General features: G+C 63.6%; 18 protein-coding genes and 4 tRNA genes. 18 read left to right on the top strand and 4 right to left on the bottom strand.

Features of this window, described 5'->3' with window-relative positions:
• Window positions 1-18: 18 nt before the first annotated feature.
• The 8 genes from purF to D906_RS14200 all read left to right on the top strand — a co-directional run bounded on the left by purF (window position 19) and on the right by D906_RS14200 (window position 5304).
• Window positions 19-1524, top strand: a complete 1506-nt coding sequence (gene purF / locus D906_RS14235; protein ID WP_016715903.1) for an amidophosphoribosyltransferase — start codon at window positions 19-21, stop codon at window positions 1522-1524.
• A gap of 16 nt (window positions 1525-1540) precedes the next feature.
• Entirely contained in the window at window positions 1541-2752 is a 1212-nt protein-coding gene (locus tag D906_RS14230; protein ID WP_016715902.1) for an O-succinylhomoserine sulfhydrylase, read from the top strand.
• On the top strand, window positions 2749-3522 hold the full coding sequence (locus D906_RS14225; protein WP_019096779.1) for an SDR family oxidoreductase: 774 nt from the start codon (window positions 2749-2751) through the stop codon (window positions 3520-3522). Before D906_RS14230 ends, D906_RS14225 begins: the two co-directional genes overlap by 4 nt.
• A 147-nt stretch (window positions 3523-3669) precedes the next feature.
• Window positions 3670-3745: transfer RNA gene (locus D906_RS14220), tRNA-Val, on the top strand.
• Between the two features lie 66 nt (window positions 3746-3811).
• Window positions 3812-3888 (top strand) — tRNA-Asp (locus D906_RS14215).
• A gap of 99 nt (window positions 3889-3987) precedes the next feature.
• Window positions 3988-4064: transfer RNA gene (locus tag D906_RS14210), tRNA-Asp, on the top strand.
• Window positions 4065-4204: 140 nt separating this feature from the next.
• Window positions 4205-4281, top strand: a tRNA-Asp gene (locus tag D906_RS14205).
• Window positions 4282-4479: 198 nt separating this feature from the next.
• Window positions 4480-5304, top strand: coding sequence for a DUF2242 domain-containing protein (locus tag D906_RS14200; RefSeq protein WP_027615860.1), 825 nt, complete (start codon window positions 4480-4482; stop codon window positions 5302-5304).
• A 271-nt stretch (window positions 5305-5575) separates the two neighbouring features.
• Here D906_RS14200 and D906_RS14195 read toward each other — a convergent pair whose 3' ends face one another.
• A complete protein-coding gene (locus tag D906_RS14195) occupies window positions 5576-6616 on the bottom strand; it encodes an AraC family transcriptional regulator (RefSeq protein WP_027609517.1) in 1041 nt (346 codons plus the stop codon).
• Between the two features lie 4 nt (window positions 6617-6620).
• The gene (locus tag D906_RS14190; RefSeq protein WP_019098180.1) at window positions 6621-7739 is read right to left on the bottom strand and encodes a carbon-nitrogen hydrolase family protein; all 1119 of its coding nucleotides are present in this window, start codon (window positions 7737-7739) and stop codon (window positions 6621-6623) included.
• A gap of 191 nt (window positions 7740-7930) precedes the next feature.
• On the opposite strand from D906_RS14190, the gene D906_RS14185 reads away from it, so the two are divergent.
• Together D906_RS14185 and D906_RS14180 are read left to right on the top strand one after the other, a co-directional pair.
• Complete coding sequence (locus D906_RS14185) at window positions 7931-9967, top strand: NADPH-dependent 2,4-dienoyl-CoA reductase (protein WP_027609518.1); 2037 nt, start codon at window positions 7931-7933, stop codon at window positions 9965-9967.
• 52 nt (window positions 9968-10019) lie between these two features.
• Complete coding sequence (locus D906_RS14180) at window positions 10020-10910, top strand: 1-aminocyclopropane-1-carboxylate deaminase/D-cysteine desulfhydrase (RefSeq protein WP_027615859.1); 891 nt, start codon at window positions 10020-10022, stop codon at window positions 10908-10910.
• On the opposite strand, the gene D906_RS14175 is transcribed toward D906_RS14180, so the two are convergent.
• Together D906_RS14175 and D906_RS14170 are read right to left on the bottom strand one after the other, a co-directional pair.
• Window positions 10901-11446, bottom strand: coding sequence for a cytochrome b (locus D906_RS14175; protein WP_019098178.1), 546 nt, complete (start codon window positions 11444-11446; stop codon window positions 10901-10903). The genes D906_RS14180 and D906_RS14175 overlap by 10 nt on opposite strands.
• A 135-nt stretch (window positions 11447-11581) precedes the next feature.
• A complete protein-coding gene (locus D906_RS14170) occupies window positions 11582-12514 on the bottom strand; it encodes a DUF1853 family protein (RefSeq protein ID WP_025754916.1) in 933 nt (310 codons plus the stop codon).
• An 88-nt stretch (window positions 12515-12602) separates the two neighbouring features.
• On the opposite strand from D906_RS14170, the gene D906_RS14165 reads away from it, so the two are divergent.
• From D906_RS14165 to D906_RS14130, 8 genes are all read left to right on the top strand, one after another.
• Window positions 12603-13493 (top strand): NAD(+) kinase, encoded by an 891-nt coding sequence (locus D906_RS14165; protein WP_008090067.1) that lies wholly within the window; start codon window positions 12603-12605, stop codon window positions 13491-13493.
• Window positions 13493-14464: a metallophosphoesterase gene (locus D906_RS14160; protein WP_016714807.1), complete on the top strand. Its 972-nt coding sequence runs from the start codon at window positions 13493-13495 to the stop codon at window positions 14462-14464. The genes D906_RS14165 and D906_RS14160 overlap by 1 nt, the downstream gene beginning before the upstream one ends.
• Window positions 14461-15363, top strand: coding sequence for a rhomboid family intramembrane serine protease (locus tag D906_RS14155; protein ID WP_025754917.1), 903 nt, complete (start codon window positions 14461-14463; stop codon window positions 15361-15363). Before D906_RS14160 ends, D906_RS14155 begins: the two co-directional genes overlap by 4 nt.
• A 13-nt stretch (window positions 15364-15376) precedes the next feature.
• Window positions 15377-15637 (top strand): YeaC family protein, encoded by a 261-nt coding sequence (locus D906_RS14150; protein WP_016714809.1) that lies wholly within the window; start codon window positions 15377-15379, stop codon window positions 15635-15637.
• Window positions 15634-16464, top strand: coding sequence for a DUF2797 domain-containing protein (locus tag D906_RS14145; protein WP_019098175.1), 831 nt, complete (start codon window positions 15634-15636; stop codon window positions 16462-16464). Before D906_RS14150 ends, D906_RS14145 begins: the two co-directional genes overlap by 4 nt.
• A gap of 12 nt (window positions 16465-16476) precedes the next feature.
• Window positions 16477-19134, top strand: a complete 2658-nt coding sequence (gene pepN, locus D906_RS14140) for an aminopeptidase N (RefSeq protein ID WP_027615858.1) — start codon at window positions 16477-16479, stop codon at window positions 19132-19134.
• Window positions 19135-19322: 188 nt separating this feature from the next.
• Window positions 19323-20351 (top strand): YCF48-related protein, encoded by a 1029-nt coding sequence (locus tag D906_RS14135; protein WP_019098173.1) that lies wholly within the window; start codon window positions 19323-19325, stop codon window positions 20349-20351.
• Window positions 20352-20371: 20 nt separating this feature from the next.
• Window positions 20372-22747, top strand: coding sequence for an RND family transporter (locus tag D906_RS14130; protein WP_027615857.1), 2376 nt, complete (start codon window positions 20372-20374; stop codon window positions 22745-22747).
• Window positions 22748-22807 lie beyond the last annotated feature (60 nt).

Below are 22807 nucleotides of genomic sequence, written 5' to 3'. Positions count from 1 at the left end.
AAGTAGGGGTTGCGTCGCATGTGTGGCATCGTCGGTATCGTCGGTAAGTCGAACGTCAATCAGGCGCTGTATGACGCGCTTACGGTCCTCCAGCACCGCGGCCAGGACGCTGCCGGTATCGTGACCAGCCATGACGGCCGGTTGTTCCTGCGCAAGGATAATGGCCTGGTGCGCGATGTGTTCCAGCAGCGCCACATGCAGCGCCTGGTGGGCAGCATCGGCATTGGCCACGTGCGCTACCCGACAGCGGGCAGCTCGACCTCGGCCGAGGCCCAGCCGTTCTACGTCAACTCGCCGTACGGCATCACCCTGGCACACAACGGCAACCTGACCAACGTCGAGCAGCTGGCCAAGGAGATCTACGAGTCTGACCTGCGCCACGTCAACACCAACTCCGACTCGGAAGTGCTGCTGAACGTCTTCGCCCATGAGCTGGCGGTACGCGGCAAGCTCCAGCCGACCGAAGAAGACGTGTTCGCTGCGGTTTCCCACGTGCACAGCCGCTGTGTCGGCGGTTACGCCGTGGTGGCGATGATCACCGGCTACGGTATCGTCGGTTTCCGCGACCCCCATGGCATCCGCCCGGTGGTATTCGGCCAGCGCCACACCGACGAAGGCGTGGAATACATGATTGCCTCGGAAAGCGTGGCCCTGGACGTGCTCGGCTTCACCCTGATCCGCGACCTGGCGCCGGGCGAAGCGGTGTACATCACCGAAGGCGGCCAGCTGTTCACCAAGCAGTGCGCCGAAGCGCCGACCCTGCAGCCGTGCATCTTTGAACACGTCTACCTGGCCCGCCCGGATTCGATCATCGACGGTATCTCGGTGTACAAGGCCCGTCTGCGCATGGGTGAAAAGCTGGCCGACAAAATCATGCGTGAGCGCCCTGAGCACGATATCGACGTGGTCATCCCGATTCCGGACACCAGCCGTACCGCCGCGCTGGAGCTGGCCAACCGTCTGGGCGTCAAGTTCCGCGAAGGTTTCGTCAAGAACCGTTACATCGGCCGTACCTTCATCATGCCCGGCCAGGCTGCGCGCAAGAAGTCGGTTCGCCAGAAGCTCAACGCCATCGAGCTGGAGTTCCGCGGCAAGAACGTGATGCTGGTGGACGACTCGATCGTGCGCGGCACCACGTGCAAGCAGATCATCCAGATGGCCCGCGAAGCCGGTGCCAAGAATGTCTATTTCTGCTCCGCAGCCCCTGCAGTGCGCTACCCCAACGTCTACGGCATCGACATGCCGAGTGTTCACGAGCTGATCGCCCACAACCGTACCACCGAACAGGTGGCCGAGTTGATTGGCGCCGACTGGCTGGTCTATCAGGACCTGCCTGACCTGATCGATTCGGTCGGTGGCGGCAAGATCAAGATCGATCACTTCGATTGCGCGGTATTCAACGGTGAGTACGTCACCGGCGATATCGACGCGGCCTACCTCGACCGCATCGAGCAGGCCCGTAATGACCTGGCCAAGGTCAAGAACCAGGCCGTCAGCGCGATCATCGACCTCTACAACAACTGATTCAGGGAGCGACGGCATGACGGATCAATGGGATGCCGGACGACTGGACAGTGACCTCGAGGGTGTCGGTTTCGACACCCTGGCGGTTCGCGCCGGTCAACACCGTACACCCGAGGGCGAGCACAGCGAAGCGCTGTTCCTGACCTCCAGCTACGTGTTCCGCACGGCGGCCGATGCTGCTGCGCGCTTTGCCGGTGAAACGCCGGGTAACGTTTACTCGCGCTACACCAACCCGTCGGTACGTGCCTTCGAGGAGCGCCTGGCGGCGATGGAAGGTGCCGAGCAGGCCGTGGGTACGTCCACCGGCATGGCGGCGATCCTGGCCGTGGTGATGTCGCTGTGCAGCGCCGGTGACCATGTGCTGGTGTCGCAGAGCGTATTCGGCTCGACCATCAGCCTGTTCGAGAAGTACTTCAAGCGCTTTGGCGTTCAGGTGGACTACGTGCCACTGGTCGACCTTGCTGGCTGGGAAAAGGCCATCAAGGCCAATACCAGGTTGCTGATCGTCGAATCGCCGTCCAACCCGCTGGCCGAGCTGGTCGATATCACCGCGCTCAGCGAAATCGCCCATGCCCACGGTGCCATGCTGGTGGTGGACAACTGCTTCAGCACCCCCGCGCTGCAGCAGCCGCTGAAGCTGGGTGCCGACATCGTGTTCCACTCGGCCACCAAGTTCATCGACGGCCAGGGTCGTTGCATGGGGGGCGTGGTGGCCGGCCGCGCCGAGCAGATGAAGGAAGTGGTGGGCTTCCTGCGGACTGCAGGCCCGACCCTCAGCCCATTCAACGCCTGGATCTTCACCAAAGGCCTGGAAACGCTGCGCCTGCGTATGCGTGCGCACTGTGAAAGCGCCCAGGCCCTGGCCGAATGGCTGGAGCAGCAGGATGGCGTGGAGAAGGTGCATTACGCCGGCCTGCCTAGCCACCCGCAGCACGCACTGGCCAAGCGTCAGATGAGCGGCTTTGGTGCGGTGGTCAGCTTCGAGGTCAAGGGCGGCAAAGAGGGCGCCTGGCGCTTCATCGATGCGACCCGGGTGATTTCCATCACCACCAACCTGGGGGACAGCAAGACTACCATCGCCCATCCGGCCACCACCTCCCACGGCCGCCTGTCGCCGCAGGAGCGTGAAGCTGCAGGCATCCGCGACAGCCTGATCCGCGTTGCCGTGGGCCTGGAAGACGTGGCCGACCTGCAGGCAGACCTGGCGCGCGGGCTGGCGGCGCTGTGATCGAAATCGGCGGCAGTGTGCCAGGCCACAACGGCCGGGTAGCCCTGGTAACCGGTGCCGCGCGCGGCATCGGCCTGGGCATTGCCGCCTGGCTGATCTGCGAAGGTTGGCAGGTGGTACTCAGCGACCTTGACCGCCAGCGCGGTGCAAAGGTGGCCAAGGCCCTGGGTGACAACGCCTGGTTCATCACAATGGACGTTGCCGACGAGGCTCAGGTCAGTGCCGGGGTGTCCGAGGTGTTGGGGCAGTTTGGTCGGCTGGACGCATTGGTGTGCAATGCGGCGATTGCCAATCCGCACAACCAGACGCTGGAAAGCCTGAGCCTGGCGCAGTGGAATCGGGTACTGGCGGTCAACCTCAACGGGCCGATGCTGCTGGCCAAGCATTGCGCGCCGTACTTGCGTGCGCACAATGGGGCGATCGTCAACCTCACCTCTACCCGGGCGCGGCAGTCCGAGCCCGATACCGAGGCCTACGCCGCGAGCAAGGGTGGCCTGGTGGCCTTGACCCATGCCTTGGCCATGAGCCTGGGCCCGGAGATTCGCGTCAATGCGGTGAGCCCGGGCTGGATCGATGCCCGTGACCCGTCGCAGCGCCGTGCCGAACCGCTGACCGAAGCCGACCATGCCCAGCACCCGACGGGCAGGGTAGGGACGGTAGAAGATGTGGCGGCAATGGTTGCCTGGCTGCTGTCACGCCAGGCGGCGTTCGTGACTGGCCAGGAGTTTGTGGTCGATGGCGGTATGACTCGCAAGATGATCTACACCTGAGACCGGTGTTCCAGGAACGGGGACCGAAAGGTCCCTTTTCTGTTTTTACCTTTTTTGAAAAAAATTCAATGGGGCTATTGACTTAGCTTCGCCATCTGCGTAAATTTCGCGGCCTCAGCGAAGCAAACGCAACAAGCAACATCGCGAGGGTGATTAGCTCAGCCGGGAGAGCATCTGCCTTACAAGCAGAGGGTCGGCGGTTCGATCCCGTCATCACCCACCACTTCCTGAGATGTTCCTGACGCTTCAGGTTTCGCAAGAAGCCAAAAGCCAGAGAGGAGCGCACTGCGCAGCGGTAGTTCAGTCGGTTAGAATACCGGCCTGTCACGCCGGGGGTCGCGGGTTCGAGTCCCGTCCGCTGCGCCATTTTTCAGTAACAGATGGGTGCCTGGCACCGGTCTGAAGCCACAAGGCAAAAACCTTGGGCTGATCCCAGTTTCAATCGGGCGCAAGCCTGAACGATACGCAGCGGTAGTTCAGTCGGTTAGAATACCGGCCTGTCACGCCGGGGGTCGCGGGTTCGAGTCCCGTCCGCTGCGCCATCTTCGTTTCAAGGTCCCTAGAACACCTTGAAGCAACACAAGAGAAGCGATCATGTTATCGCTTTTTTTGTGCCTGCCCTGAGGCCAATGCGCCGGAAGGGTAGACCCAGGTTTCAATCGGGCGCAAGCCTGAATGATACGCAGCGGTAGTTCAGTCGGTTAGAATACCGGCCTGTCACGCCGGGGGTCGCGGGTTCGAGTCCCGTCCGCTGCGCCATCTTCGCCTCAAGGCCCCTTGAACGCCTTGAAGTACAGAAAAGCGACCTTCGGGTCGCTTTTTTCGTTTCTGCGGGCAAGAATTCCGACCTTTACCCACATTTACACCAACCTGACAGGTTCTTCACCGACCAGTGGTTCCTGTGCCTGCCTGCTGTGTTGCACAATAGGCACCTTCTCGACATACCCGGAATTCGCAATGACCAGATCTTCCGTCTTTGGTGCGCTCGGGCTGGCCCTGGTGCTGGCGGGCGTGACCGGTTGTTCCTCGAAAAAGGCCGCCATCTACGAGCACGAGAACTTCGACGACTCGGGCACTTTCTCGCGCAGCTTCCCTGTGAGCGATGCCGGCTCTTGCGAGGCCGCCCGGCGTGCCTTGCTCAGCCAGGGGTATATCATCACCAGCAGTGGCGCCAACCAGGTGGTGGGTAACAAGAGCTTCCAGCAGAACAGCGAGAACCACCTGCAAATCAGTTTCAACGTTACCTGTGCACCGGATGTGAGCGACGAGCAGCGCTCGACCATGTTCGCCAACGCCCTGCAGGACCGTTATGCGCTGAAAAAATCCAACACCTCTGCCAGCCTGGGGGTGGGCGTGCTGGGTTCGGTGTCGATGCCGATTGGCTCCAGTGACGATTCAATGGTCAAAGTGGCCAGCGAGACGGTGACGGCAGCGCAGTTCTATGACCGCTACTTTGCCCTGGTGGAGAGTTACCTGCCCAAGCCGAAGAAGGTGAGCAAGGCCAAGGCCGAAGCGCCCAAGGTTGAAAAGCCGGCGGTTGACCTGGGGTTGCCGGAGCAGGCTGCGGCTAATCCTGTGGCCCCGACACCCGCACCGGCGGCTGAAGTTGCGCCCGCACCTGCGCCCGCACCTGCGGCCGTTGCCCCGGCCAATGAGGCGGTGGCAGCACCCGTGGTGAATGACAGCCAGGGCTCGCAGCCGGTGGCACCGCCGGTGGAGGCTGCGCCGATTCAGGTGCAGCAGGATGCACAGCCTGCCGAGGCCGCTTCGCCTTCCCTTTGAATGGTCGCCTGTACCGGCCCTTTCGCAGGTACAGGCCGTGCACATCCCCTGTTACAGACGCACCGCGATAACTTCCTGAACACCTGCTACGTTTACCACTCATAAGCTTGTCATGATTCCTTCATCCAACCTGCTTAGGTTGAAGGTGACACCGACGAATACAAAATGAGTAAAGAGGACGCAGGGCTATGGATGAATATCAGGAAGAACTACTCGAAACCCAGGCTTACGAACTGGACACCCCGGAACCGGCTGACGACGCCACCGAGCTTTAGCCCGCCCGCCGCTGGCTGCGGCGGAACTCCCCCGGTGTTAGGCCCGTCCAGCGCTTGAACGCGCGCTGGAAGGCCTCTGCCGATGCAAACCCCAACAGATAGGCAATCTCGCCAAAGGCCAGCTCCGTATCGCGGATGTAGGTCTCGGCCAGGTCGCGCCGTGTTTCATTGAGCAAGTCGCGAAAGCGTGTGCCTTCCTCGGCCAGCTTGCGGCGCAGTGTCCAGGTTGGCAACTGCAGGTGCAGCGCCACTTCTTCCAGGTCGGGTTCGCGGCCGCCATTGAGCAGTGGTCCCAGCAGATGGGTGATGCGCTCACCCAGGCTGCGCACCCGCGTGCGCTGCTGCATCTCTGCCTCACACAGTTGCAGCAGGTGCTGCCAGGTGCTTGGGCAATGCCTGGGGTTGGCCAGTTGCAGGGTGGCGCGGCTCAGGCGCAGACGGTTGCCGTCGGCGGCGAACTGCACGGGTGTGCTGCAAAGTGGTTGGTAGCGCGCGGCATACCCGGGTGCGGCAAATTCGATGTCCAGGCGTTCGGCCTGCACCGGGGTGCCTGCAAGGTCGGCTAGCTGGGCTAGCCAACCCGCGAGCAGCGAGTCGACCACAAAGCGGTTGTAGGCGTTATAGGGGCTGATGGAGTAGAAGCGCAGCCAGGCGCCCTGGGCGTCTTCGTGAAAGCTGGAGTGGCCACGGTAGTTGGCCGCGTACAGCGGTTCGAAGTGCAGCAGGGTGCGCGCTGCCTCGCCCAGGGTAGGGGCCTGGGCGGCGGTGACCCCGGCCAGGCCGGCATGAGCCAGGCGGCTCAGGCGCCCCATGTGCAGGCCCAGGGCGGGCTCGCCGCACAGTTCGATGGCGGCGTGGCCAAGGTGCATGTAGCGGGAGATCGACAAGCGCGCGCCGGCTTCAGCCAGGCGCGGCCCATCCAGGCCATAGCGCAGCAGCAGCGGTTCGGGGGCGTGGCCAAGCTCGCGCAGGGCCTCGCTCAGCGGTTGAACAAAGCCAACCGACAGGTCGCCCAGGCGAACGCGGGGGCGGGCCATGGTGCTACAGCCACAGGTTCAGCAGGCGGGCACCTGGGCTTGGGGTGCCCACCAGCAACTCACCCGCCTGGTGGGCGAAGCCTTGGCCATCACTGCCTTGCTCCCAGAACTGCCCACGCATGAACACGCTCATGCTGCTGACACTGGCCCCGGCCGCCTCGGTCAGGCGTTGCCAGGCGGTCTGTTCGCTGACTTCGCCACGCTTCAGGGGCAGCCCGGCGGCGGCGTGCTGGTGGCGGTTGCCACGCCATGGCGCTTCCCAGCTGCTCTTGCCGCTGAGAAACACCGGGTTGGCGACCAGTTGTACCGCTTGTTGTGCCAATTGCCGATGGTTTTCCGGGTACCAGCTGTCACTGCCTATCAGCACACCCAGCCGCCCGGCAGGTGTTTGCACGACCTGCAACGGGTGCTTGCGCCCATTGTGCACATAGCGGCGCATGTCGCTGTCAGGGAATTGCTGGTGTTGTGGTTCGCCCAGTAGCGAGCCATCGCCAGCAAACACCATGCTGCTATTGAACAGCGGGCCACTACCGGCGTGCAGCACCCCCTGTTTCACGTAAGGTGCAGGCAGCACGATGGAGCCGGCCACCAGGGTAACGCCGAATTCCTTGGCCAGGCCGCCGAACAACTGCTGATAGTCTGCGGCCATTTGCTCGGCCTTCATGCGCAGGTGCGCATCGGCGCGCCAGTCATCGCCGTCGGCGCCGAGCATGGCCAGGCCGTAGCGCAACGGGTTGCTCAGCTCCAGCCATTGCAGGGCCTCGCGGCTCTGGGTCACCTGATACAGTTCGTTTTTCTCACCGCGCGCCCACAGCCAGGTGCCGATGTGCTCCGGCAGCACCACTACCGTGCGCGGGCTTATCAGTCCTTGTGCGCGAGCCTGCTCGAGGTAAGCCGCGAGCTTGCGGTGCAGGCGCTGCAGGTTCTGGTAGTCACCGGGGTACAGCAGCGGCTCGACGCCCAGCAGGTTGCCGTGTTCGCCTGGCACGCCATGGTTCAGTGCCAGCTCGATGCGCAGGTCGGACAGGTAGTGGCCTTCCGGGCGCTGTTGGGTCCAGAAGCCATAACCACAGAGGGCGGCGAGGAAGACCAGCGCCAGGGCGCCAGCAAGCAGTTTTCGCATGAAGCAGGGCTGCGCCTTGGTTACGAGGGTTCCTTAGGGTAGTCCCGCTGTATGCCAGGATCAATAACTTGTCAGTTTCGATCATTGAGCCAATTCAAACGGCTGTTTAATGTCGCTGACAGACAAACGACAGGCCCCGCTGACCGGTGAGGTGCCTGCATACCGTGATCACGCCACCAGGGGACCTTTCCATGGCCGCCGACCGCTACCCGCACCTGCTTGCCCCGCTGGACCTGGGCTTCACCACCTTGCGCAACCGCACCCTGATGGGCTCGATGCACACCGGCCTCGAAGAGCGTCCCGGGGGGTTCGAGCGAATGGCGGCGTACTTTGCCGAGCGTGCCCGTGGTGGCGTTGGCCTGATGGTAACGGGCGGCATTGCGCCCAACGATGAAGGCGGGGTGTACTCCGGTGCGGCCAAGCTCAGCACCGAGGAGGAGGCCGACAAGCACCGTATCGTCACCGAAGCGGTACATGCCGCGGGGGGCAAGATCTGCCTGCAGATCCTGCATGCCGGGCGCTATGCCTACAGCCCACGGCAAGTGGCACCCAGTGCGATCCAGGCGCCGATCAACCCGTTCAAGCCCAAGGAGTTGGACGAGGCGGGCATCGAGAAGCAGATCGCAGACTTCGTCAACTGCGCGGTACTGGCCCAGCGTGCCGGTTACGACGGCGTCGAAATCATGGGTTCGGAAGGCTACTTCATCAACCAGTTCCTCGCTGCCCATACCAACCACCGTACCGACCGTTGGGGGGGGAGTTATGAAAACCGTATGCGCCTGGCGGTGGACATCGTCAGCCGGGTGCGTGGTGCGGTAGGGCCGAACTTCATCATCATCTTCCGCCTGTCGATGCTCGACCTGGTGGAAGGTGGCAGCACCTGGGACGAGATCGAACTATTGGCCAAGGCCATCGAGCAGGCTGGCGCGACCCTGATCAACACCGGCATCGGCTGGCACGAAGCGCGTATCCCGACCATCGCCACCAAGGTGCCGCGTGCAGCCTTCAGCAAGGTCACCGCCAAGGTGCGTGGTGCGGTGAGCATTCCGCTGATCACCACCAACCGTATCAATACCCCGGAGGTGGCCGAGGCCGTATTGGCCGAGGGCGATGCCGACATGGTCTCGATGGCCCGGCCATTCCTCGCCGACCCGGATTTCGTCAACAAGGCGGCAGCCGGGCGTGCCGACGAGATCAACACCTGCATCGGTTGCAACCAGGCCTGCCTGGACCACACCTTTGGTGGCAAGCTGACCAGCTGCCTGGTCAACCCCCGTGCCTGCCACGAAACCGAGCTCAATTACCTGCCTGTACGGGCCGTGAAGCGCATTGCCGTGGTGGGGGCCGGCCCGGCGGGTCTGGCAGCGGCCACCGTGGCAGCTGAGCGTGGCCATTCGGTCACCCTGTTCGACGCTGCCAGCGAGATTGGCGGGCAGTTCAACGTCGCCAAGCGGGTGCCAGGCAAGGAGGAGTTCCATGAAACCCTGCGCTACTTCCGCAACAAGGTGAAAAGCACAGGCGTGGACCTGCGCCTGAATACCCGTGTCGATGTGCAGGCATTGGTGGACGGTGGCTACGACGACATCATCCTGGCCACCGGTATTGCCCCACGCACCCCGGCCATTCCCGGTGTCGAACATGCCAAGGTGCTCAGCTATCTCGACGTACTGCTTGAGCGCAAGCCGGTGGGCCAATCGGTTGCGGTGATTGGCGCGGGTGGCATCGGCTTCGATGTGTCCGAGTACCTGGTGCATCAGGGGGTGGCCACCAGCCAGGACCGTGAGGCGTTCTGGAGGGAATGGGGCATCGATACCCACCTGGAAGCACGCGGTGGTGTGGCCGGGGTCAAGGCCGAGCCGCATGCCCCGGCGCGGCAGGTGTACCTGTTGCAGCGCAAGAAGTCCAAGGTGGGTGATGGCCTGGGCAAGACTACCGGCTGGATTCACCGCACCGGGCTGAAGAACAAGCGGGTGCAGATGCTCAATAGCGTTGAGTACCTGGGTATCGACGATGCCGGCCTGCACATTCGTGTGGCGGATGGCGAGCCGCAGGTGTTGCCGGTGGATAACGTGGTGATCTGCGCCGGACAGGATCCGCTGCGTGAATTGCAGGACGGGTTGGTGGCGGCAGGGCAGTCGGTGCACCTGATTGGCGGCGCCGATGTGGCCGCCGAGCTGGATGCCAAGCGGGCGATCAACCAAGGCTCAAGGTTGGCGGCTGAGCTCTGAAAATCTCCGGGGCCGCACAGCGGCCCCGGGGTTTCACTGGTAAACTCGCAGCATGTTCTTCGACCTCCCCCAAGCCCCTCTGCAACCCCTGAACCTCCCTTGGCTGCAACAAGCTCAGGTCAAAGCCGCCATCCTGCGCCTGGACCTGATCGACCCACTGATCAGCGGTAACAAGTGGTTCAAGCTGCGCCATCACCTGCAGCAAGCCAGAACCAGCAAAGCCCCGGGCCTTATCAGCCTAGGTGGCAACCATTCCAACCACCTGCATGCCCTGGCCGCCGCCGGCAAGCGCTTCGGCTTCGCCACCGCCGGCCTGCTACGGGGTCACGCCCAGGACACACCCACTGTGCGTGACGTGAAGGCATTGGGCATGGAACTGCACTGGTTGGGCTATGGTGGCTACCGCGCGCGCAACGAACCAGACTTCTGGACCCCGTGGCAGGCACGCTACCCCGGCTGGCACTGCATCCCCGAAGGTGGCGGCGGGCTGGCCGGTGCACAAGGTTGTGCCCTGATCATGGAGCAGGCGCGCTCACAAATCACGGTACTGGGCTGGTCGGATTATGACGCCTGGTGGCTGGCTGCTGGCACCGGTACCACGTTGGCCGGCCTGGTGCTGGCGGAGGCGGGCGCACATGCCGTGCATGGCGCGTTGGCCGTACCCCGGGACCACGGTGTACCCGAGACGGTGGCAGCCTTGGCTGGCGGCCACGGCTACCAGCTTCACGATGCCTGCCGTGGCGGCTTCGGCAAGTTCGACGATGACCTGCTGGCCTTTATCGCCGAGTCCGAGCAACACAGCGGCGTACCGTTCGAAGCCCTGTACACCGGCAAGGCCCTGCTGGCCTTGCGTGAGCAGGTCGGGGCCGGGCTGTTCGCGCCCGGCACCCGCCTGATCGTCGTGCACACCGGTGGCCTGCAGGGCCGGCGCGGTTACTTGTAAGGCAGCATGCGCAGCAGCGTGTTGTCGCGCTGCACATAGTGGTGGTATAGCCCGGCCAGCGCGTGCAGGCCGATCAGCCAGTAACCCCAGCTGCCAACCCGTTCATGCCAGCCCTTGATGAACTTGGCCTGGTCTGGGTCCGGGCCAATCAGGTGGGGCAGCTCCAGGCCGAAGAACGGCACCGGTTTGTCGGCGGCGCTGAGGATCAGCCAGCCGGCCAGCGGCAGGCCGATCATCAGCAAGTACAGCGCCAGGTGCATCAGGTGCGCAAGGCCGGTTTGCCAAGCCGGCGGCTTGGGCACGATCGGCGGGGTCGGGCGGCTCAGGCGCAAGGCCAGGCGCAGCCAGACCAGCACGAACACACTGAGCCCGAGCATGAAGTGCAGGTCTTTCATCAGGTTGCGTTCAACGCTGTCTTTAGGGAACAGGCCGCGCAGTTCGATAAGGGCGTAGACAGCGGCCAGCAGCACCAGCATCAGCCAATGCAGGGCGATGGACAGGCGCGCGTAGTGGTTCGCGGGGGGGGATGAAACCATGATCGGTCCTCGTCATCAGGTCGGAATGGCGCTCTTTTTGGCGCTCAGGTATTACTTTAATGGCTACCGGGAACGAATCTTTGCGCTAGGTCTGTGAAAATTGTGTTGCCTGTGCCGGTCCTTTCGCGGGCGACTTCATGCTTCGGGGGAAAATGGCCAACTATCAGCCACCAGAAACACCCGCTCCTTTTCCTGCCAGGCGCCATCAGCATCAGGCTCCAACCTCACCAGCAACTGCGCCGGGGCCTGGCGCTCCAACACATGCAACCAGGCCGCAAACTGCTCCACCGCCCAGCATTCACCTGCCTCCACCCGCGCCGGTGCCAGCCAGGCATGCCGCTGCAATGGCTGCCAATGCTCACCCTCAGCCATGACCCAGTCCCGCCTCCGTACCCAGCGCCCACGCAAGTGCTGCGGGTTCGCGCCCGTCGGTGGCTCGGCATGCCCCGGCCATGGGTAGAACAGATAACCCCCCAGCCATACATGGGCCTGCACCTGCCCAACCCCCAACCCGGTCAACAGCTCGCGGCTGTGGGCCCCGTTCGACATGGGCAACTGATGCCCCGCCAAGTGCGCAAGCTTGCTCCCCAGCCGGTCATGGCACCCAGGCCCCAACCAGGCATGCGGGTCGTGCCCGGCGCCTTCCGGCCCCAGGTACAGCTTGATCGCCAGTTCCAGGTGGTGCACGCCGTCACGGTCGCGCAACACCATATCCAGTTCGCCCAGCGTGCGCCCGGCATCTCGGATCGCCAGGTTGGCTGCCAGCAGCTCGATGCCCGGCGCCTGGCCCAGGGCGAATTGCCACAGGCGTTCGTAGTAATGCCCCAGCCGCCCGCTGCCCAGCTTCGCCAGCCAGTCTTGCAATGGCCGGTCATCTTCATCCAGCGCCCGCAACCACTGCTCAAGGTGCTGCGGCTGCTGCGCCCACAGGCTACCCGCCAGCGGGTGGCGCTGGGGGCAGGGCGGGGCGCTGAGCAGGGGCGGCGACAGTAGGGCCCAGGCCAAGTCGCGTACCGCAGGGCGGCGCAGGTGCCGGGGCAGGTCATGTAGATGCATGAAAGGCGTCATGCAGCGAGCATAGCCGGTTTGCCGCTACCCGGTGGTTTCGCCCATAATCGGCCCATCGTCACCCGCCGCAGAGCCTTGCAGGAGCCCCATGGAGCAATTTCGCAATATCGGTATCATCGGTCGCCTTGGCAGCTCGCAGGTGCTCGACACCATTCGCCGACTGAAAAAATTCCTCCTCGAGCGCCACCTGCATGTGATCCTCGAGGACACCATCGCCGAAGTGCTGCCCGGTCATGGTCTGCAAACCTCCACCCGCAAGCTGCTGGGCGAAGTCTGCGACCTGGTCATCGTGGTCGGCGGCGACGGCAGCCTGCTGGGCGCTGCCCGCGCCCTGGCCCGTCACAACATTCCGGTGCTGGGCATCAACCGTGGCAACCTGGGCTTCCTCACCGACATCCGCCCCGACGAACTGGAAGAAAAAGTCGCCGAGGTGCTCGACGGCCACTACCTGGTGGAAAACCGTTTTCTGCTGCAGGCCGAAGTGCGCCGCCACCACGAAGCCATTGGCCAGGGCGATGCGCTGAACGACGTGGTGCTGCACCCCGGCAAGTCCACGCGCATGATCGAGTTCGAGATCTACATCGACGGCCAGTTCGTCTGCAGCCAGAAGGCCGACGGCCTGATCGTCGCCACCCCCACCGGCTCCACCGCCTATGCGCTCTCGGCCGGTGGCCCGATCATGCACCCCAAGCTGGACGCCATCGTCATCGTGCCGATGTACCCGCACACCCTGTCGGGCCGGCCGATCGTGGTCGATGGCAACAGCGAGCTGAAGATCGTGGTGTCGAAGGATCTGCAGATCTACCCACAAGTGTCCTGTGACGGCCAGAACCACTTCACCTGCGCCCCCGGCGACACCATCACGGTCAGCAAGAAGCCGCAGAAGCTGCGCCTGATCCACCCGCTGGACCACAACTACTACGAGGTCTGCCGCACCAAGCTCGGTTGGGGCAGCCGCCTGGGGAGCAGGGACGACTGATGTTCGATCCGGCGCGAAGTTTCGACATCATCGGTGACGTGCACGGTTGTGCGCTGACCCTTGAACGCCTGCTCGACGCCCTCGGTTACAAGCGCGTGGCCGGCGTATGGCGCCACCCGCGGCGCATGGCGCTGTTCCTGGGCGATATCGTCGACCGCGGGCCACGCATCCGCGAGGCGCTGCATATCGTCCACGACATGGTCGAGGCCGGCCAGGCGTTGTGCATCATGGGCAACCACGAGTACAACGCCCTGGGTTGGGTTACCCCGGCGCTGCCCGGCAGTGGCAAGGCCTACGTGCGCGAGCACACGCCACGCCACGCCCGGCTGATCGACGAAACCCTGACCCAGTTCGCTCACCACCCCGGCGACTGGCACGACTTCGTCAACTGGTTCTACGAGCTGCCACTGTTCGTCGATGCCGGGCGCTTCCGCCTGGTGCATGCCTGCTGGGACCCGCGACTGATCGAGCCGTTGCGCCAGCAGTACCCCGACGGGCGCATCGATGAACACTTCATCCAGGCTTCGGCGGTGAGCAACAGCTTTGCTGCTACCGTGTGCAACCGCCTGTTGCGCGGCACCGACATGCGCCTGCCGGACGGCCTGACCCTGACGGGCGGTGATGGCCTGACACGCGCCTTCTTCCGCACCAAGTTCTGGGAAGAAGACCCGCAAACCTACGGTGACATCGTGTTCCAGCCCGATGCCCTGCCCGAAGAGGTGGCCAGCACCCCGCTCAGCCACAGCCAGAAGAACGCCTTGTTGCGCTACGACGAAGACGAGCCTCTGCTGTTCGTCGGCCATTACTGGCGTAGCGGCCGCCCGGCGCCGATCCGCGCCAACCTGGCCTGCCTGGACTACAGCGCCGTGCTCTACGGCAAGCTGGTCGCCTACCGGCTGGATGATGAAACCCGCATCGACCCGCACAAGTTCGTCTGGGTCGACGTCGACCGCCCACAGGCCAACCAATGAACATTATCGAAGTGATGCGCCTGCCGCTGTCGGTCGACCTCAGCGGCTTCGTCCACCTGTTGCAGCGCCTGCAGGTGCCGCATCGGGTGAGCGAGGAGGGCGATGCCCAGGTGCTCTGGGCCCCCGACACCCTCGCCGAAGACGTGCTGCAACTCTACCAGCGCTACCCTGACGGCAACGCAGACATCCAGGCAACCGACGAACCTGAGGGCGCGGGCTTGTCGGGGCGCCGAACCGCCGCGAACAGCCCCACACAACCCTCCCTGGTAGAACAAGCCAAAGCCTGCAAGGTCACCACCCTCACCCTGCTGCTGTGCTTCATCGTCGCCGGCCTCACCAGTCTGGGCGACAACTTCACCACCATCAGCTGGTTCACCTTCCTCGACTTCCGCGTCCAGGGCGATTACCTGTACTTCAGCCCGCTGGCGCAAACCCTGGACGCAGGCCAATGGTGGCGGCTGGTTTCGCCCATGCTGCTGCACTTCGGTGTACTGCACCTGGCCATGAACAGCCTGTGGTACTGGGAGCTGGGCAAACGCATCGAATTGCGCCAAGGCCCCTGGATGTTGCTGGGCCTGACCCTGCTGTTCAGCCTGGTGTCCAACGTGGCCCAGCACTACACCAGCGGGCCGAGCCTGTTCGGCGGCCTGTCCGGCGTGCTGTATGGCCTGCTCGGGCATGTATGGCTGTTCCAGTGGCTGGCGCCCAACCGTTACTTCAACCTGCCCAGGGGCGTGCTGGTAATGATGCTGATCTGGCTGGTGGTATGCCTCACCGGCGTGGTCGGCACCCTGGGCCTTGGCCAGATCGCCAACGCCGCCCACGTGGGCGGGCTGCTCATCGGATGCCTGACCGGGCTCTTGGGCGGGGCGCTGGCCCGGCGTAAACTGTCGGCTTGAATCAGGAGACACTATGTCCACTTTCGCGCAAATGATCGAAAACATTACCCCGGAAATCTACGAGAGCCTGAAACTGGCCGTGGAAATCGGCAAATGGTCGGATGGCCGCAAGCTCACCGCCGAGCAGAAAGAGCTGTCGCTGCAGGCCGTTATCGCCTGGGAGATCAAGAACCTGCCTGAAGACCAGCGCACCGGCTACATGGGCCCGCAAGAGTGTGCGTCGAAGTCCGCGCCGATCCCCAACATTCTGTTCAAGTCGGACTCGGTACATTGATCGAACTCGCTCGTGGCTCGTTGAGCAAAATGGCGGTAAGCCTGCAGGCACCCGTGGTGCAGTACAGCTTCCGCCTTGATGACACGCAGGTCCCGGTCAACCCGCTGATCGGCCAGCGCCTGCGCCTGGAATACCTCGGCGCCATTCATTGCAGCCATTGCGGCAAGCGCACCAAGACCAGCTTCAGCCAAGGTTACTGCTACCCGTGCATGACCAGGCTGGCCCAGTGCGACGTGTGCATCATGGCCCCGGAAAAATGCCACTACGACGCCGGCACCTGCCGTGAGCCTTCGTGGGGCGAACAGTTCTGCATGACCGACCATGTGGTCTACCTGGCCAACTCGTCGGGGATCAAGGTCGGCATCACCCGCGCCACCCAGCTGCCTACCCGTTGGCTCGACCAGGGCGCCAGCCAGGCCCTGCCGATCATGCGCGTGGCCACCCGCCAGCAGTCCGGCCTGGTCGAAGACGTGCTGCGCAGCCAGGTGCCGGATCGCACCAACTGGCGTGCGCTGCTCAAGGGCGATGCCGAAGTGCTCGACCTGCCGGCCATTCGTGAGCAGATTTTCGATGCCTGTGCCGACGGTTTGAGCGCGCTGCAAGCGCGTTTCGGCTTGCAGGCGATTCAGCCGCTGCCCGACGCCGAAGTGGTACAGATGAATTACCCGGTCGAGGCCTACCCGAAAAAGATCGTCAGCTTCAACCTCGACAAAGACCCGGTGGCCGAAGGCACGCTACTGGGTATCAAGGGCCAGTACCTGATCTTCGATACCGGTGTGATCAATATTCGCAAGTACACGGCCTACCAGCTGGCCGTGCTCCAGTAAAAGGACCTCTACATGCGTACCGAACAACCGCAAGTGATCTACCTCAAGGATTACCAGGCGCCCGAGTACCTGATCGACGAGACGCACCTGACCTTCGAGCTGTTCGAGGACCACACCCTGGTTCACGCGCAACTGGTGATGCGCCGCAACCCGGCGCGCGGTGCCGGGCTGCCGCCACTGGTGCTCGATGGCCAGCAACTGGAGTTGCTGCGCGCTTCGCTGGATGACCAGGAACTGCACGCGGCTGACTATCAGCTGGACGTCGACAGCCTGACCGTGCACCCCAAGGCCGAGCGCTTCACCCTCGACACCAGCGTGAAGATCCACCCCGAAAGCAACACTGCGCTGGAGGGCCTGTACAAGTCGGGCAAGATGTTCTGCACCCAGTGCGAGGCCGAGGGCTTCCGCAAGATCACCTACTACCTCGACCGCCCGGACGTCATGAGCACCTTCACCACCACGGTGATCGCCGAGCAGCATCGTTACCCGGTGCTGTTGTCCAACGGTAACCCGATCGGCAGCGGGCCGGCAGAAGATGGCCGCCACTGGGCGACCTGGGAAGACCCGTTCATGAAGCCGGCCTACCTGTTCGCGCTGGTGGCCGGTGACTTGTGGTGCGTCGAGGACACCTTTACCCGCCAGTCTGGCCGGGATGTGACCCTGCGTATCTACGTCGAGCCCGAGAATATCGACAAGTGCGACCACGCCATGGTCAGCCTGAAGAAGTCCATGCGCTGGGACGAAGAAATCTATGGCCGTGAGTACGACCTGGACATCTTCATGATTGTTGCGGTCAACGACTTCAACATGGGCGCCATGGAAAACAAGGGCCTGAACATTTTCAACTCCAGCTGTGTGCTGGCCCGTGCCGAAACCGCCACCGATGCCGCGCACCAGCGTGTCGAAGGCGTGGTTGCCCACGAGTATTTCCACAACTGGTCGGGCAACCGCGTCACCTGCCGTGACTGGTTCCAGCTGTCGTTGAAGGAAGGCTTCACGGTGTTCCGCGATGCCGAGTTCAGTGCCGACATGAACTCGCGCACGGTCAAGCGTATCGAAGACGTCGCCTACCTGCGTACCCACCAGTTCGCCGAAGACGCCGGCCCTATGGCCCACCCGGTGCGCCCGGACAGCTTCATCGAAATCTCCAACTTCTACACCCTGACCGTGTACGAGAAGGGCGCCGAAGTGGTGCGCATGGTCCGCACCCTGCTGGGCGCCGAAGGTTTCCGCAAGGGCAGCGACCTGTACTTCGAACGCCATGATGGCCAGGCGGTGACCACCGACGACTTCATCAAGGCCATGGAAGACGCCAACGGTGTCGACTTCACCCAGTTCAAGCGCTGGTACAACCAGGCCGGCACCCCGCGCCTGGAGGTCAGCGAAGCCTATGATGCTGCCGCGCAGACCTACAGCCTGACCTTCCGCCAGAGCTGCCCGCAAACGCCGGACAAGGCCGAAAAACTGCCGTTTGTGATCCCGGTGGAACTGGGCCTGCTGGACGCCGAAGGCAATGACCTGCCGCTGCGCCTTGTCGGTGAAGCGGCTGCTGGCGGTACCAGCCGTGTGCTGTCGGTGATCGAGGCCGAGCAAACCTTCACCTTCCAGGGCATTCCGGCCAAGCCGCTGCCCTCGCTGCTGCGAGGCTTCAGCGCCCCGGTGAAGCTGAGCTTCCCGTACGACCGCGACCAGCTGATGTTCCTGATGCAGCACGACAGCGACGGCTTCAACCGCTGGGAAGCGGGGCAGCAATTGTCGGTGCAAGTGTTGCAGGAGCTGATTGGCCAGCACCAGCGCGGCGAGGCGCTCAAACTCGACCAGCGCCTGATCAACGCTCTGGGCACCGTGCTGGGTAACGAAGCGCTGGACCCGGCCATGGTGGCCGAAATGCTTTCGCTGCCGGGTGAGGCCTACCTCACCGAGATCAGCCAGGTGGCCGACGTGGATGCCATCCACGCCGCTCGCGAGTTCGCCCGCCAGCAGATCGCCGAACAGCTGTTCGACGCCCTGTGGGCGCGTTACCAGGCCAACCGCGAAGTGTCGCGCAGCACCGCTTACGTGGCCTCTGCCGAACACTTTGCCCGCCGTAGCCTGCAGAACATCGCCCTGTCGTACCTGATGCAGAGCGGCAAGCCGCAAGTGCTGGAAGCGACCCTTGAGCAGTTTGACCAGTGCGACAACATGACCGAGCGCCTGACGGCGTTGGCGGTGCTGGTCAATTCGCCGTTCGAGGCTGAACGCGCCAAGGCGCTGGACACCTTTGCCGAGCACTTCAAGGACAACCCGCTGGTCATGGACCAGTGGTTCAGCGTGCAGGCGGCCAGCGCGCTGCCGGGCGGGCTGGCGCGGGTCAAGGCGCTGATGCAGCACCCGGCGTTCACCCTGAAGAACCCGAACAAGGTCCGTGCGCTGGTGGGTGCCTTTGCCGGGCAGAACCTGGTCAACTTCCATGCGGCGGATGGCTCGGGTTATCGCTTCCTGGCGGACCTGGTGATCGAACTGAATGCGCTGAACCCGCAGATTGCCTCGCGCCAGCTGGCGCCGCTGACCCGCTGGCGCAAGTATGATGACGCGCGTCAGGCCCTGATGAAGGGTGAGCTGGAGCGGATTCTGGCTTCGGGTGAGCTGTCCAGTGATGTGTATGAAGTGGTGAGCAAGAGCCTGGCTTGAGGGCCAGTGGGGCCGCACAGCGGCCCCCTGCTTTTTCAAGCCGACAACAAAACATAACACCCCGCCCGTTGTAATCCCGCAAACATCCCCGCTACGATCCCCTCAAGCTATTGCAGGCCTCTAGATCAGGCATCTCGCAGTGCCTGCAGTGCATTGACCCACCAAGAAGAACACAACAGGGGGCAGTCATGAGGGAACAGCTACAGGCGCCAGCCAGGCGCGGTGCCTGGCCATGGGCAGCCAGCGCAGTGCTGGCACTGGCATTGGGGGTGTGGGCCGACAGCGCCCAGGCCGCCGCCGCCGACGAATACTCCACCGAATCGGCCAAGGCCAGCCAAAGCCTGTTGATCGGCGCCACCCATGCCGGCAGCCGCCTGGTGGTGGTGGGCGATCGGGGTCACATCCTGTTCTCCGACGACCAGGGCAGCACCTGGACCCAGGCCCGCGTGCCCACCCGGCAACTGCTCACCGCCGTGTTCTTCCTCGACGACAAGCGCGGCTGGGCCGTCGGCCACGATTCGCAAATCCTCGCCAGCAACGACGGCGGCGCGACCTGGACCAAGCAGTTCGAAGATCTCGCCCGCGAAGCGCCCTTGCTTGACGTCGCTTTCCTCGACGCGCGGCACGGCTTTGCCGTGGGGGCCTACGGCGCCTTGTTGGAAACCACCGACGGCGGCCAGCACTGGCAGGACGTGGCCGAGCGCCTGGACAACCCCGACCAGCTTCACCTGAACGGCATTACCCGAGTGCGTGACGCCGGCCTGTTCATCGTGGGCGAGCAGGGCGGCATGTTCCGCTCCGCCGACAACGGCCAGACCTGGGCCAAGGTCGAAGGCCCCTACGAAGGCTCGCTGTTCGGCGTGATCGGCACCGCCCAGCCGCACACCCTGCTGGCCTACGGCCTGCGCGGCAACCTGTTCCGTTCCACCGATTTTGGTGACAGCTGGCAGCCGATCGAACTCAAGGCCGCGCGCGGCAACCTCGAATTCGGCCTGGCAAGCGCTACGCTTCTCGATGATGGCACCTTGGTGCTGGTGGGCAACGGCGGCAGCGTGCTGCGCAGTACCGATGGCGGCCAGGCCTTCAGCGTGTACAACCGTGCCGACCGTATCGCCCTGGCCGGCGTCAGCGGCCTGGCCAACGGTGGGCTGCTGCTGGTAGGGCAGGGCGGTGTACACCTGGCGGATGCCCAAGGGGCCGAGGGGGCAAGCCGATGACCAGCAGGGAGAGCATTACCATGCACCCGCATCACCAGGACAAGGCCACGCTGCTCGAACGCCTGATTTTCAACAACCGCCCTGTGGTCATCGCCCTGTGCGTGCTGGTGAGCATTTTCCTGTTCTGGCAGGCCACGCAGATTCGCCCGTCCACCAGCTTCGAGAAGATGATCCCGCTGCAACACCCGTTCATCGAGCAGATGATGGAACACCGCAACGACCTGGCCAACCTCGGCAACACCGTGCGCATCTCGGTCGAGGCAGTGAACGGCGACATCTTCGACAAGGACTACATGGAGACCCTGCGCCAGGTCCATGACGAGGTGTTCTACATCCCGGGTGTCGACCGTGCCGGGCTCAAATCGCTGTGGAGCCCCAGCGTGCGCTGGAGTGAGGTCACCGAAGAGGGCTTTTCCGGTGGTGAGGTAATCCCCAACACCTACAACGGTTCGCAGGACAGCCTCGACACCCTGCGCGACAACGTGCTCAAGTCGGGCCAGGTAGGGCGGCTGGTGGGCAACAACTTCAAGTCCAGCATCGTCGATGTGCCGCTGCTGGAGAGCTACCCCGACCCGCAAGACCCAGGCAAGCAGGTGAAGCTGGACTACCAGCAGTTCTCGCACCTGCTGGAAGAAAAGATCCGTGACAAGTTCCAGGCCCAGAACCCCAACGTGAAGGTACACATCGTCGGCTTCGCCAAGAAGGTTGGCGACCTGATCGACGGCCTGGTGATGGTGGCAATGTTCTTCGGCGTCGCTCTGGTGATCACCTGGGTGCTGTTGTACTGGTTCACCTGGTGCATCCGCAGCACCATCGCCGTGCTCATCACTACCCTGGTGGCAGTGGTCTGGCAGCTGGGGTTGATGCATGCGGTGGGCTTTGGCCTGGACCCGTACTCGATGCTGGTGCCGTTCCTGATCTTCGCCATCGGGATTTCCCACGGGGTGCAGAAGATCAATGGCATCGCCTTGCAGTCGAGTGACGCGGATAACGCCCTTACGGCGGCGCGTCGCACCTTCCGCCAGCTGTTCCTGCCGGGCATGATCGCCATCCTCGCCGACGCCGTAGGCTTCATCACCCTGCTGATCATCGACATTGGCGTGATCCGCGAGCTGGCCATCGGCGCCTCCATCGGCGTGGCGGTGATCGTGTTCACCAACCTGATCCTGCTGCCGGTGGCCATTTCCTACGTCGGTATCAGCAAGAAGGCCATCGAGCGCAGCAAGAAGGACGCCACCCGCGAACACCCGTTCTGGCGGCTGCTGTCGAACTTTGCCAGTGCCAAGGTGGCGCCGGTGTCGGTGGTGCTGGCGCTGGTCGCCTTTGCCGGTGGCCTGTGGTACAGCCAGAACCTGAAAATCGGCGACCTTGACCAGGGCGCGCCAGAGCTGCGCCCCGATTCGCGCTACAACCAGGACAACAGCTTCATCATCAGCAACTACTCCACCAGCTCCGACGTGCTGGTGATCATGGTCAAGACTCCACCGGAGCAGTGCTCAATCCACTCGACCATGGCACCGATCGACGAGCTGATGTGGACCATGCAGAACACCCCGGGCGTGCAGTCGGCGATTTCCCTGGTGACCGTGTCCAAGCAGGTGATCAAGGGCATGAACGAGGGCAGCCTGAAATGGGAGACCCTGTCGCGTAACCCGGACATCCTCAACAACTCCATTGCCCGTGCCGACGGCCTGTACAACGGCGACTGCTCGCTGGCGCCGGTGCTGGTGTTCCTCAACGATCACAAGGCCGAGACCCTGGAGCGGGTCACTGCCGTGGCCAAGGCGTTTGCCGACAGCCACAACAAGGAAGGCCTGCAGTTCCTGCTGGCGGCGGGTAACGCCGGGATCGAGGCGGCGACCAACGAAGTGATCAAGTCGGCCGAGCTGACCATCCTGATTCTGGTGTACATCTGCGTGGCGGTGATGTGCCTGATCACCTTCCGCTCGTTCGCCGCCACCCTGTGCATCGTGCTGCCACTGGTGCTGACCTCGGTGCTGGGCAACGCGCTGATGGCCTACATGGGCATCGGGGTGAAGGTGGCGACCTTGCCGGTGGTGGCGCTGGGCGTGGGCATTGGCGTGGACTACGGCATCTACATCTACAGCCGCCTGGAAAGCTTCTTGCGGGCCGGCCTGCCGTTGCAGGAAGCCTATTACCAGACCCTGCGCTCGACCGGTAAAGCCGTGTTGTTCACCGGCCTGTGCCTGGCCATTGGCGTGTGCACCTGGATCTTCTCGGCGATCAAGTTCCAGGCCGACATGGGGTTGATGCTGACCTTCATGTTGTTGTGGAACATGTTTGGTGCGTTGTGGTTGCTGCCGGCGCTGGCGCGGTTCCTGATCAAACCGGAGAAGATGGTGGGCAAGGAGGGTGGGTCGATTTTCGCCCATTGAATAGTTGGGGGCCGCTTGGCGGCCCCAAGCTATAATGCCGGTTCATTTCAAATTGGTACC

Origin of the sequence: Pseudomonas sp. LAIL14HWK12:I1 (assembly GCF_003202095.1) — a bacterium.
GTDB classification, from domain to species: domain Bacteria; phylum Pseudomonadota; class Gammaproteobacteria; order Pseudomonadales; family Pseudomonadaceae; genus Aquipseudomonas; species Aquipseudomonas monteilii.
The sequence above is the reverse complement of the archived record's forward strand: the minus strand, read 5'-3'. Positions and strand labels throughout refer to the sequence as shown.